Annotated in this window: 16 protein-coding genes and 1 pseudogene; 10 read left to right on the plus strand and 7 right to left on the minus strand. The window is 69.4% G+C overall.

Going from position 1 to position 18,248, the window contains the following annotated elements; translation table 11 throughout:
• Positions 1–68 precede the first annotated feature (68 nt).
• From AB0959_RS42145 to AB0959_RS42155, 3 genes are all read left to right on the plus strand, one after another.
• The gene (locus AB0959_RS42145) at positions 69–1,868 is read left to right on the plus strand and encodes a GAF domain-containing protein (RefSeq protein WP_366832138.1); all 1,800 of its coding nucleotides are present in this window, start codon (positions 69–71) and stop codon (positions 1,866–1,868) included.
• Between the two features lie 226 nt (positions 1,869–2,094).
• Positions 2,095–3,153 carry a hypothetical protein gene (locus AB0959_RS42150; protein ID WP_366832139.1) on the plus strand — a complete coding sequence of 353 codons (1,059 nt, stop codon included), beginning with the start codon at positions 2,095–2,097 and terminating at the stop codon, positions 3,151–3,153.
• A gap of 38 nt (positions 3,154–3,191) precedes the next feature.
• A complete protein-coding gene (locus AB0959_RS42155; protein WP_366832140.1) occupies positions 3,192–3,638 on the plus strand; it encodes a cupin domain-containing protein in 447 nt (148 codons plus the stop codon).
• Positions 3,639–3,706: 68 nt separating this feature from the next.
• Here AB0959_RS42155 and AB0959_RS42160 read toward each other — a convergent pair whose 3' ends face one another.
• The 5 genes from AB0959_RS42160 to AB0959_RS42180 all read right to left on the minus strand — a co-directional run bounded on the left by AB0959_RS42160 (position 3,707) and on the right by AB0959_RS42180 (position 9,964).
• Positions 3,707–4,948, minus strand: coding sequence for a cytochrome P450 (locus AB0959_RS42160; RefSeq protein ID WP_366832141.1), 1,242 nt, complete (start codon positions 4,946–4,948; stop codon positions 3,707–3,709).
• A gap of 618 nt (positions 4,949–5,566) precedes the next feature.
• A complete protein-coding gene (locus AB0959_RS42165; RefSeq protein ID WP_366832142.1) occupies positions 5,567–7,270 on the minus strand; it encodes an amidohydrolase in 1,704 nt (567 codons plus the stop codon).
• Between the two features lie 63 nt (positions 7,271–7,333).
• Entirely contained in the window at positions 7,334–8,185 is an 852-nt protein-coding gene (locus AB0959_RS42170) for an MBL fold metallo-hydrolase (RefSeq protein WP_366832143.1), read from the minus strand.
• 3 nt (positions 8,186–8,188) lie between these two features.
• On the minus strand, positions 8,189–9,103 hold the full coding sequence (locus AB0959_RS42175) for an alpha/beta fold hydrolase (RefSeq protein ID WP_366832144.1): 915 nt from the start codon (positions 9,101–9,103) through the stop codon (positions 8,189–8,191).
• Positions 9,104–9,109: 6 nt separating this feature from the next.
• Positions 9,110–9,964, minus strand: a complete 855-nt coding sequence (locus AB0959_RS42180) for an alpha/beta hydrolase (RefSeq protein ID WP_366832145.1) — start codon at positions 9,962–9,964, stop codon at positions 9,110–9,112.
• A 195-nt stretch (positions 9,965–10,159) separates the two neighbouring features.
• Here AB0959_RS42180 and AB0959_RS42185 point away from each other — a divergent pair, with 195 nt between their 5' ends.
• From AB0959_RS42185 to AB0959_RS42200, 4 genes are all read left to right on the plus strand, one after another.
• A complete protein-coding gene (locus AB0959_RS42185; protein WP_366832146.1) occupies positions 10,160–10,882 on the plus strand; it encodes a flavin reductase family protein in 723 nt (240 codons plus the stop codon).
• On the plus strand, positions 10,879–12,099 hold the full coding sequence (locus tag AB0959_RS42190) for an alpha/beta hydrolase (RefSeq protein ID WP_366832147.1): 1,221 nt from the start codon (positions 10,879–10,881) through the stop codon (positions 12,097–12,099). The genes AB0959_RS42185 and AB0959_RS42190 overlap by 4 nt, the downstream gene beginning before the upstream one ends.
• 63 nt (positions 12,100–12,162) lie before the next feature.
• The gene (locus AB0959_RS42195) at positions 12,163–12,951 is read left to right on the plus strand and encodes an enoyl-CoA hydratase/isomerase family protein (RefSeq protein WP_366832148.1); all 789 of its coding nucleotides are present in this window, start codon (positions 12,163–12,165) and stop codon (positions 12,949–12,951) included.
• 146 nt (positions 12,952–13,097) lie between these two features.
• Positions 13,098–13,718: a CGNR zinc finger domain-containing protein gene (locus AB0959_RS42200; protein WP_366832149.1), complete on the plus strand. Its 621-nt coding sequence runs from the start codon at positions 13,098–13,100 to the stop codon at positions 13,716–13,718.
• 284 nt (positions 13,719–14,002) lie between these two features.
• On the opposite strand, the gene AB0959_RS42205 is transcribed toward AB0959_RS42200, so the two are convergent.
• Positions 14,003–14,611, minus strand: a complete 609-nt coding sequence (locus AB0959_RS42205; RefSeq protein WP_366832150.1) for a helix-turn-helix domain-containing protein — start codon at positions 14,609–14,611, stop codon at positions 14,003–14,005.
• Between the two features lie 186 nt (positions 14,612–14,797).
• Here AB0959_RS42205 and AB0959_RS42210 point away from each other — a divergent pair, with 186 nt between their 5' ends.
• Positions 14,798–15,652: an alpha/beta hydrolase gene (locus AB0959_RS42210; protein WP_366832151.1), complete on the plus strand. Its 855-nt coding sequence runs from the start codon at positions 14,798–14,800 to the stop codon at positions 15,650–15,652.
• A gap of 93 nt (positions 15,653–15,745) precedes the next feature.
• On the opposite strand, the gene AB0959_RS42215 is transcribed toward AB0959_RS42210, so the two are convergent.
• Positions 15,746–16,345, minus strand: coding sequence for a TetR/AcrR family transcriptional regulator (locus AB0959_RS42215; RefSeq protein WP_366832183.1), 600 nt, complete (start codon positions 16,343–16,345; stop codon positions 15,746–15,748).
• Between the two features lie 107 nt (positions 16,346–16,452).
• On the opposite strand from AB0959_RS42215, the gene AB0959_RS42220 reads away from it, so the two are divergent.
• On the plus strand, positions 16,453–17,268 hold the full coding sequence (locus tag AB0959_RS42220; RefSeq protein ID WP_366832152.1) for an oxidoreductase: 816 nt from the start codon (positions 16,453–16,455) through the stop codon (positions 17,266–17,268).
• A 49-nt stretch (positions 17,269–17,317) separates the two neighbouring features.
• Positions 17,318–18,024: pseudogene (locus AB0959_RS42225) on the plus strand (SDR family oxidoreductase).
• The last annotated feature ends 224 nt before the right edge of the window (positions 18,025–18,248 follow it).

Raw genomic sequence — 18,248 nt, forward strand, 5'->3', positions numbered from 1 at the left:
AGTGGTTCGCCCTTAGCATGGGGGCGGGCACAGCATCGCGTGCCGGCAGACCGTGCGAGGAGGAACAGATGGCCTTCCCTGCCTCCGCGCCGCCGGACCTCCTGCGCTGGATGAGCGCCATCGACGAACTGGCGATCGCCGTCAACCAGCAGCGTGACCTGCCCGTGCTCCTCCACCAGATCGCTCGCACGGCCTGTCGGCTGCTCGGGTATGAGAGCGCGGCCGTCCTGTTGGCCGACGCCGACCGGATCGCCCTGCGGATCGAGGGCTCGTGGGGCCTGAGCGAGGCCTACCTGCGCCTGGTGAACGAGGAGTCACCGCTGCTGCTGGCTCCGGATGGCGGCTTCGTGGGCAGCCCGTCGCGTCGTGCCTTCGTCGAAGAGGCGCCCGTGATTGTCGAGGACATCGCCCACGACCCCTCCTACGGACCGTGGGCCAAGGCCGCCCAGGAGCACGGCCACCACTCCATGGCGGCGGTGCCGCTGCGCAACCAGGGTCGGATCGTGGGCACGATGAACGTCTACGGCAGTGATCCACGCCGTCTCGGCCCCGGCGGACGCGAACTGCTGCAAGTGCTCGCCAGCCATGCCGGGATCGCCCTGGAGACCAGCGCCCAGCTGGAGCGCGACCGTCACCGCGTCCGCGAGCTCAGCTCCCTGAACGAACTGCTGCGACAGCACGCCGCCATCCACGACCGCTTCATCGGCGTCGCCCGGCGCGGCGGCGGCCTCACCGACATCGCCACCGCCCTGGCCGAGGCCACGGACCGTGCTGTGGCCGTGCAGGACGTCTCCGGCCAGGTGCTGGCCACCGTGCCCCGCGCCGGGGTGTCGGTCCGGCCGCCGGACTGGCTGTCCTGGCCCCAGCGACAGGGAGACCACTCGCTGCTCGACCTCGTCACCCATGCCACCCCGGTGACGTCCTCGTCGCTGTTCCCCGGTCTGCTGGCCGGGCCGGTACGGGTCGGGGAGGAGACGCTCGGCGTCCTCTGGCTGGCCGGCGAGAGCGAGCTCAACGACCTGCGACTGCGCGCCATCGAGCAGGCGGCGGTGGTGCTCGGCCTGGAGATGCTGCGCCGCCGAGCCGTCGTCGACGCGCAGTGGCAGCTGCGGGGAGACCTCGTCTCGGAGCTGGCGAGCGGCACGCTCACCGACCCGGCCGCCGCCATCGCCCGCGGTGACCGCCTCGGCAGCGACCTGCGCCTGCCGCAACGTGTCCTGGCCGTCCGCCCCGAACAGCCCGGCGAGACCGTCACCGCACAACTGCTGCGCCTGGTGCAGTCGCTCATGCTGTCCCGGCCCCGGCCCAAGCCACTACTGGCCCTGCGCGACGGCGCCATCGTGATCGTCGCACCGGCCACGGACCCGGACGACGGGGAACGACTCGCCCGCCAGATCCGCGCCGTCGCCTCCCAGGGCCTGGAAGGCGGCGTACGCGTGGCCGTCAGTGAGACGTGCCCCGCGCCGGACCAACTGCCCGGCGCCTTCCGCCAGGTGCACGGTCTGCTCCGGCTCCTGCGGTACGCCCCGGAGGAGGACGTTCTCACGGTGGCGTCGGCCGGCATGATCGGCATGCTGCTCGCCGACGTCGAGCCCGAGCGCATGGGCGCCCTCGCCGCACGCTGGATCGGCCCCCTGCGGGACTACGACCGCCGCCGTGGCACCGACCTCGTCACCACCCTGCGCACCTATCTCGACAACGACCTCAACACGAGCGCCACGGCTGAGACCCTGTTCATCCACCCCAACACCGTCGGTCTGCGCATCAAGCGCATCGAATCCCTGCTGGGTGTCTCGCTGACCAAGGTCACCGACCTGACCACGCTGCGTACCGCCATCGCGATCGACGACATCACACGCGGCGCCTGACCTGTCCCGTCGGACAGGAGGCTCTCCGAAGACTGTGCTGCCACACAGACGACGGGGGATTGTGTGCCCCTGACCATGTCCTCACCCAGCAACGACGCGGGGAGGACCCATGCACAACGCACAGCACGCCGTGAGAGCGACAGCCGCCACGGCACCCCAACCCCCACCGGACACCACCGCTTCGCCGACAGGTCAGGCACGCCGGGCCGGCCTGACTCTGCTGGTCGTGGCAGCACTCTCGCTCGCCACCTGGTGGCTTCTCATCGACCCCCGGTGGGCCGTCCTGGACGTCTACGGCAGCCCGGCGAACGCGGTGATCTTCTGGACGCTCTTCGCCATCGTCTGTCTCGCCTTCAACCTGGAACTGAAGGGCTTCGACCGGCTGGCCCAACCCCTGCGCGGGCTCGCCTTCGCCGCCGTCACCATCGGCGTCGGCGTCGGCATCACCGCCCTCCTCGCCCTGGCCTGGAGCCAGGTCGACCCGAGCTTCGCACCGGAACGGCCCGGCGGCGCCGGCTACTTCACCGGCGCCATCTTCGTCCTCTTCGTCTTCGTGACCAACGTGCCCGCCGCGACCGTCTTCGAGCACCGCCCGTGGAAGACCCTCGGCCTCGGCCAACCCTGGGCCGGCATCGCCGAGATCGCCGTCGCCACAGTGGCGAGCGTCGTCCTGTACGCCGCCTTCGCCCTGCCGGTGCTGGCCGGTTGGAGCAGCGTCGAACACGCGCCGCTGAGCGCCAACCAGGTCGTCGGCTTCTTCTACTCGATCGTGGTCTCCGTCATCGTCACCGGCAACCTCACCGACAACTGGCCCTGGAACACGGTGCGGAGCAGAGGCGGCTGGTTCCTGTGCACCGCGCTGGGCAACGTCCTGGTGGGCACCGGCCTGTACTTCACCCTGTCCGGAGCGACCCGCCTCCTCCTGGGCGACGACGCACGGGCCGCTCTCGGCGCGGACGCGCTGAGTGCATTCCCCGCACAGCTCGGTGTGTGCTGGGTCTTCTGGATGATCTTCTGGCCGAACTGCGCCGCGAGTTGGCCCCAGCACCTCACCCCGGCGAAGAACCGCGTCGTGCGTGTGCTCGTCACCCTGGCGCTCGCCGTCGTCACGTTCACCGTGTACTACCGGCTCGTCGCCGCCCACGTCCTCCATGAGCCGACGATCGCCCCGGGCATCGCGGGCAACGCGCTCGGATTCATGGACCTGGCCATCGTCTGGCTCCTCCTCTTCGTCATCGGAGGAGAGTCCTGGCCGCTGGCCACCCGTACCGACGGTACATCCTGACCGCCAACGCACACTCTGACACCGGAGAACGAATCCCCATGGGCGACACCCACGCCGACCCCCAGATCCGCGTCTTGCACCGCGACCAGCTCGACGGCAACACCCCCCAGACCCCCGGCCTGATCCGCGAGGTCGCCTTCGACGGACGCAACCCGGGCGCAGCCCACCTGTCCGCGTTCCGCAGCACCGTCCGACCGGGCGCCGCCACCGGAGCCCACCACCACGGCGACCAGGAAACCGTCCTCTACGTCATCAGCGGCACCGCCCGCTACCGGTGGGGCGACAAGCTGGAGAACGTCGCCGAAGCGGGCCCCGGCGACTTCGTGTTCATCCCCGCGCACGTCGTCCATCAGGAGATCAACGCCTCCGCGGAGTTCGAGACGGTCTGGGCCGTGGTCCGCTCCGGCGTCGACCCCGTCGTCGTAAACCTCCCCGAGCTCGACGAGTTCGCCGAGCCCGCGGCGGTCGACTACACCCACCCGTGACGGCTCCGCCGCGCCGCCGCCGGGTGGTGGCGGCGCGGGGGCCCTCACGCGAACGTCCAAATGGAGCTTCAGGGTTTGAGGACGACCTTGATCTCCCTGAACCCGTGGACCAGGAACGACGCCACACGGTCGAGCGGCTGGCCCTCGACGAGCGTCAGTTGGGGGAAACGCCCGAAGAGCGCCGGCAGCGCGGTGAGCGCCTCGGCGCGGGCCAGCGGTGCGCCGAGGCAGCGGTGTGCGCCGTGACCGAAGGCCATGTGCTTGATGGGGGTGGGGCGGGTGATGTCGAAGCGGTCGGCACTCTCCCCGTGCTGCTCCGGGTCCCACCCGAAGAAGCCGAAGGCGGCCAGGATCGCCTCGCCGGCGCGGATACGGACGTCGCCTATGGTGATGTCCTCCACGGCGAACCGCAGCGGGCTCATCGGGGCGGCGGGAGCGAAGCGCAGGGCCTCCTCCACCACGGTCTCCCACGGCACCTGACCCTCGCGTACGAGGGCGAACTGGTCGGGGTTCTGCAGCAGCGCGACGACAGCGTTGCCGATCAGGTGGACAGTCGTCTCGAGGCCGGCCCCCAGGACGAGGACCATCGTGTCGATGATCTCGATATCGGTGAGGGTGTCGTTGCCGTCCTGCGCCTGGACGAGCGCCGTGGTCAGGTCGTCACCGGGCCGAGCCCGCTTGTGGGCCAGGACCTCGGCGAAGGCCGCGCGGCAGGCAATGAACGCGGCGGCGCCTTCCTGCGACTCGGGCGTGGTCAGCGCGATGTTGGCGAAGTTCTTCACCGCGGCGGCCCCGTCGCCGTGCAGGTCGAACATCTCGCAGATCACACGGAGCGGCAGCGGGTCGGTGAAACCGGCGCGCAGGTCTGTCACCTCGCCGCGCCGATTGTGGGCCAGTTGACCGAGAAGATCGGAGACGAGGCGGTCGAATGACGGCTGCAGCGCTTTGATGCGCCGGCCGGTGAAAGCGGGGGCGACAAGTTTGCGCAGCCTGGCGTGGTCGGGCCCGTAGGACGAGAACATGTTGTCGCCTATGAGTCCGTACATCCAGTGGGCGTCGGGGTGGTTCTCCAGCCAGCCGTTGCGCCAGGCGTCCCAGTGCAGGCGGGCGTCACGGCTGACGCGGGGGTCTGTCAGCAGCGGTTCCAGGACCCGCTGCGAGGTGGGCATCCAGGCGCGTACGCCGCCGAGCAGTTCTACCGCGGCCACGTCTCCCAGCGCTCGAAGCCGGGCCGCTTGCCCGGGCAGGTCGACACCGCGGGGGTCGAGAGGGACGGGGCTCGGGTGGTGGTGAAGCGATTCGACGGTCATGGGGGCCTCTTCTCGGGTGAGATGGGTGAAAAGGCTGGTCCGCCTGCCTCGTGCGCGTGCGGGCGCATGGCCTCGATCCGCGCTTGACGGCGAACGCTTCAGTGCACCTGCGGTGACCGCGCGTTTGTTCGGCCCGGTGGTCCGGCCGTTCCGCTTGCGCACGCACTGCGGGCCTTCACTCAAGCGCCGACGAGTGGCAGCCCGCGGAGCGCACGTCGAGGTGTTGCAGGCAGGCCACGGCTGTCGCGTCGCGACGTCGCAGTGCTCATGAACACTCCGGTGGAGGTGTGTGGGGGATGCGAACTGCGCCTACTGGCATGTACACCGCGTTGGTCGCACAAAGTCGCAGTGCCATTAGCTAGGTCACGGTAACATAGGTTCGCGTAACGCAAATGTGGTGCACGCCGTGCCCGGGGCTCGCGGCAGAGTTCCCGCGCACTCTCGCCACCCGAGTGGCCGGGCAACGACGCCGCGCCACGGGGCTTTCCGGGTAGGCGTCCGTGGAAGGGTGCTCCGGCAGGTGCGCGTTCGCTGGGCGGGAGCTTTGTCGTCGGGCCCGGAAGGCGTTCGAGGCGGCCCGCAGAGCCCAGGGCGGACCCTGCACGCGCCTTCTTCCCGTCAGCTTTCGAGCGCGTCGTGCACGACCTCTCCGCCGAGCACGGTGAGCGCCACCGGCAGCTCCGCGATGGCGCGCGGGTCGGCGGTGAGCAGGTCGCCGGCCAGCACGCACAGGTCGGCGACCTTGCCGACCTCCAGGGAGCCCTTCCACTCCTCGGCGAAGTCCTGCCAAGCCGCGTCGATGGTGTACGTACGCACCGCCTCCGCGAGCGTGATGCGCTGCTCGGGCCCGCTGACGCGACCGCTGGCCTTGGACTCGCGCAGCAGCATCGTGGCGATGCCCTGACGCCAGTCGGGGAAGGTGACCGGTGCGTCCGAGCTGCTCGCCACCCTGACGCCGGCGTCGAGGGCGTCCCGGTACGGCCATTCGTACGCGGCCCGCTCCGGCCCGACGAACTCCTCCTCCAGGTCCGCGATGGTCCACTTGATCGTGGGATTCATGTTGACGGCGAAGCCGTGCTGGGCGAGCGTCTTCATGCTGCGCGGCGTCAGGAAGTCGCCGTGGATGACGTAGTGCCGGGCGTCCGGGCGCGGTTGCCCGGCGGTGGCGGCGGCGAAGGCGTCGACGACGGTGTCGATGCCGCGGTCCCCGGTCACGTGTACGCCGACCTGGTAACCGGCGGCGTGTGCGTGCCGGACCATCTCCGCGATCGCGGCGACCCGCTCCTCGTCGGTCTCGCCGCCCACGCACAACGCGCCGCAGCCGCCGCCGAGGTACGCCTCGTGCATCCAGGCCGTCTTGTTGGGCGGAATGCCGTCGGCGAAGATCTTGACGCCGATGATGTTGAGTCGCCTCGGATCGTCGCTTTCGGGTACGTCGTAGCCGTCCAGAGCGCGTGTGAAGTCGGCCGCCGTACTCGACATGCCCGTGGGCAGCAGCAACACGCTGACTCGGGCGGTCAGTTCACCGTCGGCCAGCAGTCGCCGGTAGACGTCGAGGGTCTCTTGGGACAGCGCCCCGCCCATCATCCGGTCACCGCCGGGACCGAGGCCCGGTTCCGTGTAGCTGGTGATGCCCAGGGCACGCAGCTTCGCGAGGGTGGATCGGACCGCCAGGGCCCGGACGTCCGGGGTGAGCGACGGCAGCGCCTGCTGGACCAGGACCTGGGCGCCCTCCTGGAACAGGCCGGTCGGCTCCCCCACGGCGTCGGTGACGATGACCCCGCCGGGCGGGGCCGCCGTGTCCCGGGCGATCCCGGCGACACCGAGCGCCGTGGAGTTGACCCAGGTGGCGTGCGCGGAGAAGTCCAGCAGCAGCACCGGGTGCTCGGGGCTCACGGCGTCGAGGTCATGCCGGGTGGGCAGGCGTGAGGGGTCCTCGGTGCACTCGGCGAGGTAACCGAGGTCCCAGCCGGTGCCCATGATCCAGTGACCGGGCGGGGTGCGTTCGGCCGCGGCGCGCACCGCCTCCGCCACGTCGGCGATGGACCGCACGGCCGGATACCCGAGGTCGAGCGCCAGCGGCGGTGAGCTGATCCCCCAGGCACAGCCGTGCAGATGTGAATCGTTGATACCCGGCAGGAGGGTTCCCCCGGCGAGGTCGACGACGCGGGTGTCCGGGCCGATCAGGTCCTCGACGTCCCCTCGTGCGCCTACGGCGGTGATGACGCCGTCGCTCACCGCGAGCGCGGAGGCGATGGTGAAGTCGGGGTCGACGGTGAGGACGGAGCCGTTCACGAAGACGAGATCGGAGAAGTCCGGCATGGAGGTCTCCCTGTTCCTGCAAGTGGGTGCTGAAAGCGAGGCGCCTGACAGCGATGGAGTGGGTCAGCCCTTCACGGAACGTGCCGAGCCCCACAGGGCACCGGGATTCACACGGTCGGGGTGGATCTCCAGCATCGCCCTGTACAACTCCTCGGTGGAGCCGGTGCGTTCGACGCAGTCCTCGAAGTCGTCGATGTACGCGCGGGTCTCGGCGAGGATGTCCGGCGAGTCAGGCCGGTCCGGACGCTTGTGTCCGGCCACGACGTGGGTGGGGTCGAGGTCTGCGATCACGTCGAGTGCCTCCTTCCATGCCGTGCGGCCCGCACTCGGGGACTCGGCGAGGTAGAGATGCACGTCGTTGTAGGCGGCGTCCCCTGCGACGACCAGGCCGATCGACGGGACATGCAGCGCGGTCGTGTCGTCGGTGTCGGTGTGGCCGAGTGGCACGATCGTCAGCTCCCGGTCCTCGAGTTCGAGCACCGCCCCTTCCACCGGGTTGGCGGCGACGAGGCGGTCCGGGATCTGGCCCGGGAACCGTGCGTTCCAGAAGCCCTCGACGAAGCCCGGGTCCATCTGCTGCGCCATGTGCCCGACGACCGCCGGCGTGGCGACCGGTCGAGCTTCCGGGAAGTGCTCGAGGAGGGTCGCCAGCCCGAACCAGTGATCTCCGTGTCCATGGGTGACGTAGATCGTCGTCAGGTTCCGGTCGAACGACTCCACCCACTCGGCGAGCGCGGCAGCCTGCTGAACCGTCATCACCGGGTCGACGAGCACCGCGTCGCGGTCGCCGTAGACGAGTGTCGAGGAGATGGGCGACCACATCCGCCGTTCCACTCCCGGAGGCAGATCGCTGATCGCCGTGGGGATGGAGGGTGAGACGTGGACCGCGTAGCGCAGATCCCTGTTGCCGGCCAAGGCCTACTCCTGTCCTTCAGTGGTGTGCCCGAGGTGCTCACGGAACCAGTCGAGCGCGCCCGTACTGGCGCGTTCGAACTGGCTGCGGTAGGGGTCGAAGTGACCACCGGGAACGAGGATCAGCTTCTTGGGCTCGAGGGCGTCCTCGTAGGCCTCCAGAGCGACGTCCGTCACCGTCAGGTAGTCGGCCTCGGCCACGATCATGAGCAGCGGTGTGGGGGACACCCGCCGGATGAGCGACCCGGGGTCGTACATGCGCGCCATGCGGGTGGACCGTACGGTCACCCGGTTCTCCCAGACTCCCTCGGGCAGTTCCTGGAGATAGAAGTCGACCGCGTCGCTGGAGTAGTAGGACGCGTGGACCGCCGGATCACTGCTGACGATCTGCTGGTACTGGAGCAGTTCCCCGCGGGCGGCGCTGCGCTCCTCCTCCGCGAACCCCTCCTCAAGGGCGGGAACGAGATGCGGAGGCACCCGCCGAAGACCCTGCCGGTAGCCGTTGATGTTCGGGACCTGCGCGACGACGGCCTTGAGGCGCCGGTCCGTGGCACCGAGCACGAGGGCGTGCCCGCCGGCGAAACTGCTCCCCCACACGCCGATCCGGCCCGCATCGACCTCCGGCTGCGCCTCCAGGAAGGAGATCGCCCGGCGCCAGTCCTCGGCCTGAACCCACGGGTTGACGTCCTGACGGGGCTCCCCGTCGCTGGCACCGAACGTGCGGTGGTCATGGAGTAGTACGGCGAAGCCCGCATCGGCGAACCGGCGGGCAAAGTCCTCCAGGGCGTGTTCCTTGACGCCCGCGTAGCCGTGAGCCATGGAGATGGCCGGATGCGGCCCTTCGTCTTCCGGTACGAAGTACCACCCGCGCAGGGTCACCCCGCCCTCAGCGGTGAACTCCACGTCTCTCTTGTCAACCATGGTTGTTCATTCCTGTCCTCGACATTCCTTTTCGCCCAGGGAAGGCGGCGGGCCCGAACGGCCCGCTGCCGCCTCGCGGTTGTCCGCGAGCCACGAGTCGATCTGCTTCCAGCCCTCGGGCCATCCCGCGTCGAGCATCAGGCCGTGCCCGACGCCGCCGATCTCCCGGATGTCCGCCCCGTAGCGCTTCGCGGTGGCCCGCACGGAGACCAGTGGCACGAGCCGGTCCGCGGCACCGGCGAGCACCAGGACCGGCAGGGGCGGCACACGCTTCGGCCGGTGGAACAGGAACTGGTACTGGACGAGCGGGGAATCAGGCGTAAGGCGCTTGCCCAGCTCGGCCGTCGCCGGGTCGTCCGGCTGGGCGTGGAGCAGGTGAGGGCCCAGCCGGAGTGGTCTGCCGGCTATGTAGCGCGGCACTTCCAACGGCTGTCGCCGGAGTACCGACAGCACCGTGTGCACCGCGGGACGCGGGGGAAGCGGAGCGACCAGGATCATCGCGGTGGCCCCTGCCGCCGCAGCCGCCCGTTGGACGACGAGTCCGCCCAGGGAGTGCCCGATCAGCACGACGGGCCCGGAGACCGAACGCGCGGCACGGACGACGTCGCGCTCGTAGTCGCTCAACACCGCACGGGCAGCCCTGCCGTCGCTGCCGCCATGGCCGCGCAGGGAGACCGCCCAGCTGTCGTGACCCGCCGCGGCTGCCGCGGACATCCAGTCCTCCCAGCACCAGGCGGCGTATCCCAGGCCGTGCACGAACAGCAATCGGGCCGATCCCGGGATCACGGAACCCGTGGGCGCGGCATGGAGCAGCTCCAGCGCCGGCTCGCCGACGAGACCAGGAAGCATCGTTGCTTTCATAGCGGCGGACCCTAGCAGCCACATACATAGGTGACAACGGTATGGCTCTGTCATTTCAAAAGAGCCCGAACACCTGGCGCTGTCACATGTGTAAGAGCTACGCTCCTGTACCAATCAAAGTCGGCCCCACTCCCCCGTGCTTCCCCGGGCGGTCGACATCCCGTGCCTCGACCGGGGCGTTCAACGGAGAGTGCGATGATCATCGATACGGCATCGCTCGACGCCAGTTCGAGCTACAAACTCCTCATCGGCAGCGTTCTGCCGCGCGCGATCGCCTGGGTCAGCACCCGGTCGACCGCGGGCATCGGCAACGTGGCCCCCGTGTCCTTCTTCACCGTCGTAGGCCGCCTCCCTCCGATCGTGTCGATCTCCCTTCAGCCCCGCTCCGACGAGGTCACCCCGAAGGACACGTTCGTCAACATCCGGGACACCGGCGAGTTCGTGGTCAACATGGCGTCGATCGGCCAGGCCGACGCTGTGCACCGCTCGGCCTTCGAGTTCGACCCGGAGGTCGACGAATTCGAGGCCCTTGGCCTGGAGAAAGCCGAGTGTGAGGTCGTGGCGGCGCCCCGGATCGCCGGCGCTCCCGTTTCCATGGAGTGCGTGGTCGATCGGATCATCCCCATGCCCCCGATGCCGGACCACGTGGTCTGGGGGCGGGTGAAGCGCTTCCACGTGCGTGACGACCTCTACCTGCCCGGAGGGCGCATCGACATCGGTGCCCTGGGGGCGGTCGGGCGCCTGGCCGCCGAGTACTCGCTCGTCGACAACATCTTCACCACCCCGCTTCCCGAGGGACTCGTCGAGCGTCTGCGGGCGACGCGCAGCGCACGGCTCGATGAACGTCCTACGGATTACTCACCCATCGACACGGCGGAATGGTCGCCTTCCGGATCAACCAAGACGGGACCGAAATGACCAGAGACTCTCTTCGCATCGACCCTGCTGTCACCGGTGGTGGCGAGGTGCTCCCCGGGGCGCCGACACTGCTGCTCGTCCACGGCTTCCTGGACGACGCCACCGTCTGGGACGGCTTCGTCGAGGCCCTGGACGGCGCCGTCGCGACGGCGCGCCTCGATCTTCCGGGTTCCGGGACCCGCGCGTCCGCTCCGGTGGACACGGAGAAGCTGAGCCTGGCCCTGTTCGCCGACGAGATCGTGTCCGTCATCGACGACATCGAGGGACCGGTCGTTGTGGTGGGCCAGAGCATGGGTACTCAGGTCGCCGAACTCGCGGCCGCCGCCCGGCCCGAGCGCGTCACCGGACTGGTGCTGCTCACGCCGGTTCCCCTCGGAGGCACCCGACTGCCGGAGGAAGCCGTCGAGCCGTTCCGGACCCTCGGCGGGAACGCGGAGGCCCAGCGCGCCGTGCGCACGCAGCTGTCACCGGCGCTCGACAACGAGGCACTGGACGCACTGGGCCGCAGCGGCCTGCTGGTGGCCCCACCCGTGGCAGCACGGTACGTCGACCTGTGGAACGGCGGTGTCGACGTGGCCCCGGAGGAGAGTGCGTACCCCGGTCCCGTGCTCATCGTCCGCGGCGACAGCGACGGCTTCGTCACCGAGGAACTGGTCACCGGAGTCATCGCGCCTCGCTTCCCCGGTGTGCGCGTGGCGACGGTTTCCGGCGGCGGGCACTGGCTGCACGTGGAACACCCCCTTGTCCTGGTCCACGAAGCCCTCGGCTTCCTCCGGAACCTGAACGCCGACGACGCCGCCTCGGACTGGCGGAGCGGCTTCTCGGAGCAGTCCGAGAACACCTTCGCCGAGGGCTTCGCCGAGCACGTCGTCCTGGAGGCCGGCGTCCTCACCCGGCCGATCACCGGTCGGGCGCTCGTCGCCTCGACGCTCGCCACCGCGAGCGCGATCTACGAGTCGCTGGAATTCACGGCCGAGGCCTCCCGCGGGACCACGACCTACCTGCAATGGAAGGCGACGGCGTTCGGCGGAGTGGAGCTCTCCGGCGTCACCGTTCTGGAGAAGAACGCGGACGGCGCGGTCGTCCGGGCGGCTATCCACCATCGTCCTCTCGGAGCGGCCCTGCACTTCTCCGCCACGATCCGCGACCGGCTGACCGGCATTGTCCCGCCCGATCACTTCTATGCCGGCGAGCCGCTGCCCGCTCCGGGCGCGTAGCCGAGCCCCCACCTGTCCCGCGCGGGTGCCGACGCACCCGTGTTTGAAAGGAATGAAGTACCGATGAGTCATCTGGGTGTCGACATCGACGATCACGTCGCCGAGATCGTCCTGGACAACCCGCCGCAGAACCGCATCGACGAACAGATGGCCGAGGAGCTGCTCGCCGCGGTCGAGAGAGCGGAGTCGTCGGGGGCGCGGGCGGTCCTGTTGCGTGCCGAAGGGCCCGACTTCTGTTTCGGCGGGGACATCGTCACCTGGCCCGACATGGATGTGCGGCAGTTGCGGATGCTGTTCGAGCGGTACATGTTCGCGTTCAACCGCTTCGAGCAGATCCCCGTGCCGGTGATCGCGGCGGTGAACGGCCTGTGCTTCGGTGGCGGCTTCGAACTCGCGCTGCGGTCCGACGTGATCTTCGCCGGCGAGGGATCCCGGTTCGGGCACCCCGAGCAGACGCTGGGCCTCGTCACGCTGCTGGGCGGAATCTACCGGTCGGCCGCTCGTGCGGGCCGTGCCAGGGCCTATGAATGGGCACTGACATCGGAACAGGTGCCCGCCGCCACCATGGCGGAGGCCGGCGTCGTCAACCGCCTCCTCCCCGACGGTGACGTCGTCGAGGCCGCTCGGTCGTTCGCACGCAGGGTGGCCGCGGGGCCCACCCGGGCCCATGCCGCACACAAGGCGCTGTTGCGGGTGTGGGAGGCCGGGGGCGTGAAGGCCGCCGACGACGCGATGTTCGACATCGCCGTCCCGCTGTTCGAGTCCAAGGACGTGGCTGCCGGTTTGACGTCGGCCGTGGCCGCCTACAGGGCCGGCCGGCCCCGACCGCCCGTTGACTTCACCGGGGAGTGAGTTCCCTCGGGGGCCGTCGGGCTGACGAACCCCGTGGGAGCCGCCTGCCCGACGGCCCCCGCCTCCACGGCCTCACTGTTGTCATAAGTGAAGGGGATAGGCTCTTACACGGGCCACCCCGGCCCACGAAGACACAGGAGGACGAGATGACTGCAGCGGTCCGATGGCCTGCGTCGGCTCGCTATGAAGTGCAGGACAGCGCCCCAGGTGGGCTGGGGTTCGTACAGGATCTGTTGAACACCGCGAGCATGGGCAAGCCACGCCAGCCCGATCTCCTGGAGTCGCTGGACGCTGCGGAGCAATGGCTGAAGTCCTCCCTCGCCACGCTCACCCATGTCGACTCCAGCGCTCCCCCGCCGCATGCCCTCGACGCACGCGGCCTCGGCCGCCTCCGGTCGCTGCGCGAGGCCCTCCGTGCCGCACTGGCCACCGGCCATGGCGAAGAAGCGGCCGTCGCCGTCGCCGTGCCGTCGATCGAGACGACGGCAGCGATCACGCTGGGCACCGACGGCGCACAGCTGCATCCTCGCGGCAAGGGCGTCGAGGGCATCCGCTCATATGTCCTCGTCCAACTGGCCGCCGCCACCTACGCCGACACGATGCGCCGACTGAAGGTGTGCGCGAACCCTCGCTGCCGCGGCGCGTTCTACGACCGTTCCAAGAACTGCTCACGCCTGTGGCACGACGTCACCACCTGCGGGAACACTCAGAACGTACGGGCCTACCGGGCCCGCCTGAAGGAACGCGGACTCTCCTCGCCGAACTGATGCGACGGCGTGCGTGGCAGGCTCTCCTTACTACCCGTGCCGGGTAGGGGGCCTGCCTCTTGTCATCACACCTGAGCGAAGGCGAAGCCGTCCTTGCCGCATCTCGGCCAGGTGCGCTGCCAGTTCCTCCGGGCTCTTGGCGGTGGTCTCGGTCAGTGGGGTGAGCCCGTGTTCGCAGACCGCCCCCATCGGGTCGCGCTCGCGCTTCGTCGGCTGTGCGCTCGCGTTCATCTCCCTGCCGCCACTGCACGCCACTAGCGTGCATTCAGACGCCGGTGAAACTCTTACGCGGTCTGCTCCAGGGCGGTCTTCAACAGCGCCTCGGCGGCGCGGCGGGCGTACACGAAGGCCTCGGCGTCGTTGCACGAAGCCGACAGCGAGTTCGCCCCTTCATAGATCACGGCCAACTGCCTGCCCAGGCTCTGCGGATCAGAGGCTCCCGCTTCGGCGGCGGTGACCACCAGGCGGTCACGGAACGCGGCCTTGTGCTGCTTCACCAGGTCGGCCACCTGCCGCAGCTCTCCGGCAGCCTCGACGGCGGCGTTGTGGAACGGGCACCCCCGAATGACGTCCGGCGGATCGGTCTCGACCGGGTCGAAGATCGCGAGCAGCCGCTGCTCGGGGGTGAGGTCGGTGCGGGTCAACTGCACCTCGGACGCGATGGGCGCTTCGGATTCGAAGCGCAGCAGGTACGCCTCCACCAGCGCGTTCTTGGTCGCGAAGTGCTGGTAGAAGGTTCGGGGCGAGACATGCGCCCGCTCGATCAGAGCGGCGACGCCCGTGGCGTGTATGCCGTGCCCATAGAAAAGCTCTTCCGCCGCCCGCAGGATGCGCTCGCGAGCGCCGCGCCCACCGCGGGCGGCCGGCCCTGCGGCTGTCTTCGTCGTCTCCACACGCACAAGTATGCCGATCGCTTTACATCGGTGCCAAGGGCCTGCTAGCTTGAGCGCAAGTAAAGTGATCGCTATACCTCAAAGGCGGGGGCCGCAGGGCAGCGCTGACGCTCGCCCCCTCACCTCATGTCCTCGGTACGAGGAATCACCGTCGTCACGGACGGATTCACAGAAAAGGGAACCTTCATGACGCTGTCGTATGCGCAGACTTCGAACAAAAAGGTGACAACCGCCGGTGGCATCGAGCATGCCTACCGCGAGACCGGTGACGGCGGCGTCCCGCTGATCCTGCTTCACCACTTCCGGGGCAATCTCGACTACTGGGACCCGGCCCTTGTCGATGCGCTCGCCGCCGGTCGACGCGTGATCGCCTTCAACAACACCGGTGTCGGAAGCTCCAGCGGCACCACGCCCAGCACGGTCGCTCAGATGGCCCTGGACGCCATCGCCTTCATCGACGCGCTCGGCCTGGAGCAGGTCGACCTCCTCGGGTACTCCCTCGGATCCTTCGTCGCCCAGGAGGTCGCGCTCATCCGGCCCGCGCTCGCCCGGCGGGTGATCCTGGCCTCATCCGCACCTCAGGGCGCCTCCGGCATGCACGGATGGCAGCCGTGGGTGATCGATTCCGTGGGTGAACGCGAGCCGCCGCCCTCCAAGGTGCTCGACGTCTTCTACCTCCAGACGCCGGAGAGCCGGTCGGCGGGGGAACGGGCCTTTGGCCGCATGTTCACCAGGAGCGAGCTGGACACCCCCATCACATGGCAGACGCGCCAGGCGCAGTACGACGCGATCTGCGCGTGGGGCATCCCGAACCATGCGCAGTTGCAGCGGGTTACCGCCATGCAGGTCCCGGTGTTCGTCGCAGGCGGCGACAGTGACCCGATGATTCCGCCGCGGTACTCCCACCTGCTCGCCGGGCTCATCCCCGACTCGGAAATCAAGATCTACCCGAACTCGGCGCACGGCTTCCTGTCCGAGCACCACGCTCGGTTCGGCGACGACGTCACCCGGTTCCTCGACCGGCCCGCCAAGTCCGCCTGACAACGCGGGGCAGCACACTGAGAGGCCCGGGGCATCACCCTGACGGCCATGAGAGGCGGAGAGCCACCCACAACCGGGTGGCTCTCCATTTGTCTACCGGCGCGCTGTCGTGTCGGACTCGGCGCCCGCCACGGCGAGGACGTTGCGGATGCCCTGCTCGAGGACGTCATCGGCGAGCCGCCGGTCGGCCAGCGCCCGGGAGAGCTGGAGTGTCCCGACCATCATGGCGAAGATGCTGAGCGCCTTCGCGCGCGCCGAGGGCGGATCGTCGGGCGCCAGGAGGGCGGCGACGTCGTCCATGACGACCAGCACGCCGTCGGTGAACGTCCGTTTGGTCGCGTCCGTGCAGCGCCCGATCTCGTCCAGCAGAGCGGCGGACGGACAGCCGTCCTCGATGCTGTCGCGGTGCTCCGCCGAGAGGTACCCGCGCACGAACTCCTCCAGGCCGGCGCGGCCAGGCGCCTGGGCACTGAAGCTCGCGCCCTGTGCGCGCAGCTGGTCGGCGACCACGGTGGCGACGAGGTCCTCCTTTGACTCGAAGTGGGCGTAGAAGGCGCCGCTGGTCAGGCCCGCGTCCGCCATGAGTGTGGAGATCCCCGAACCGTCGAGGCCGTCTCGCTTGAACCGGCGGCCGGCCGCCTCGATGATCCGCTGCCTCGTCGCCTGCTTGTGCTCTTTCCCGTACCGGGCCACGAGCTCCTCCGTCATCGCCTCGCCGGACGGACCGCTTGCCCTCCACATGACTCTCACTCTAGGGTAATTGTATTACGATCATAATCTAATGAGTTCAGGAGATCATCATGGCGACGATTCGGCCGGTGGCGGTTGTGACGGGAGCGTCCTCGGGCATCGGGAAGGCGGCCGCCCTCGCGCTCGCGGAAGCGGGTTTCGGTGTGGTCGGCACAAGCCGGAACGCGGCCAAGGTCACCGCTGTCGACAGAGCGACCTTCGTCGACCTCGACGTCGTCAGCGACGCGTCGGTCACGTCTGCGGTCGAGGAGGTGATCGAGCGGTTCGGCCGGATCGACGTCCTGGTCAACAACGCCGGTGTCGGCTCGACGGGCGCCGCCGAGGAAAGCTCCGTCGCCCAGGCCCAGCGCGTCTTCGACACCAACGTCTTCGGCGTCATCCGTATGACCAGGGCCGTCCTGCCGCACATGCGCGCACAGCGAAGCGGTCGCATCATCAACGTCTCGTCCGTGCTCGGGATCATTCCCGCGCCGTACATGGCCCTCTACTCGGCGTCCAAGCACGCGGTCGAGGGCTACTCCGAGTCCCTGGATCACGAGGTCCGCCAGCACGGCGTCCGGACGGTCCTCGTCCAGCCCGCGTTCACCAACACCAGCTTCGAGGCCAACAGCATGTGGGCCGACACGCCCCTGCCGGTTTACGCCCGGCAGCGGCAGGTCTTCGAGCAGGTGATGGAGGCGGCGATCAAGGACAGCGACGATCCATCCATAGTCGCCAAGGCCATCCTCGCGGCGGCGACCGACGCCAAGCCGAAGCTGCGGTACACAGCGGGCGCGCTGGCCGGACGCGTCAGCACGCTGCGCCGCATCGTTCCCGCCCGGGCCTTCGACCGACAGATCCGCAAGCTCAACCGGCTGCCCGGTTGACGGAGAAACCCCCACTCAGCCAACACGCACAACTCACCAGGAGTCTTACGTGGATCTCTCCACCAGCACCGTCCTTGTCTCCGGAGCCAACCGGGGGCTCGGCCGGGCGCTCGCCGCCGAGTTGCTCAGCCGCGGCGCCACCGTCCACGCCGGTGCCCGCATCCCCGACCAGGTGGACCTGCCGGGCGCCAGGCCCATCGCACTCGACATCACCGACCACGCCTCCGTCGCCGCCGCAGCCGAGGCCACGGGCGATGTGACGGTGCTGATCAACAACGCCGGCTCCTCCACCGGCACCGACCTCTGCTCGCAGGCGACCTGGACAGCATCCGCCGGGAACTGGACACCCACTACTTCGGCACCCTCTCCATGGTCCGTGGCTTCGCCCCCCAGATCGCTGCCAACGGCGGCGGAGCGATCCTGAACATCCTGTCCGTCCTGTCCTGGTTCACCATCCCTGAGACCGGCGCCTACTGCGCGGCCAAGTCCGCGCAGTGGTCGCTGACCAACGCGCTGCGTCTGCAACTCGCCGACCAGGGCATCCGGGTGGCCGGGCTGCACGTCGGCTTCATGGACACCGACATGACCCGAGGCCTCACCGAGCCCAAGGCCGACCCCGCAGACATAGCCCGCATCGCTGTCGACGGCATCGCTGCCGACGCGTACGAGATCATCGCCGACGACACCAGCCGCTTGGCCCGGTCCGGGCTGGCCGTGGGCGTCGAGGCGCTCTACCCGCAACTGGCCGGGATCTAGCGACCTCGGACATACGGGCGCCGGAGTGCTCGGCTCCTCGACGCAAACCGCCGCCCACTGTTACCGACGCCGTACGCGCAGGCCGGGCTGTGGGTGGTGGCACTGCCGACGCCGCACGGCGGCCGGACACCTCGTTGGTGCGGCTGGCGTCTGGCGGCACGGAGACCGTGGCGATCATCCACACGGCGCCGTCCGGTTTCCCACGCGCACGGGTTGCGGTTGCG

The sequence above is a fragment of the Streptomyces sp. NPDC046862 genome, from assembly GCF_040704615.1.
In the GTDB taxonomy this organism is placed as follows: Bacteria; Actinomycetota; Actinomycetes; order Streptomycetales; family Streptomycetaceae; genus Streptomyces.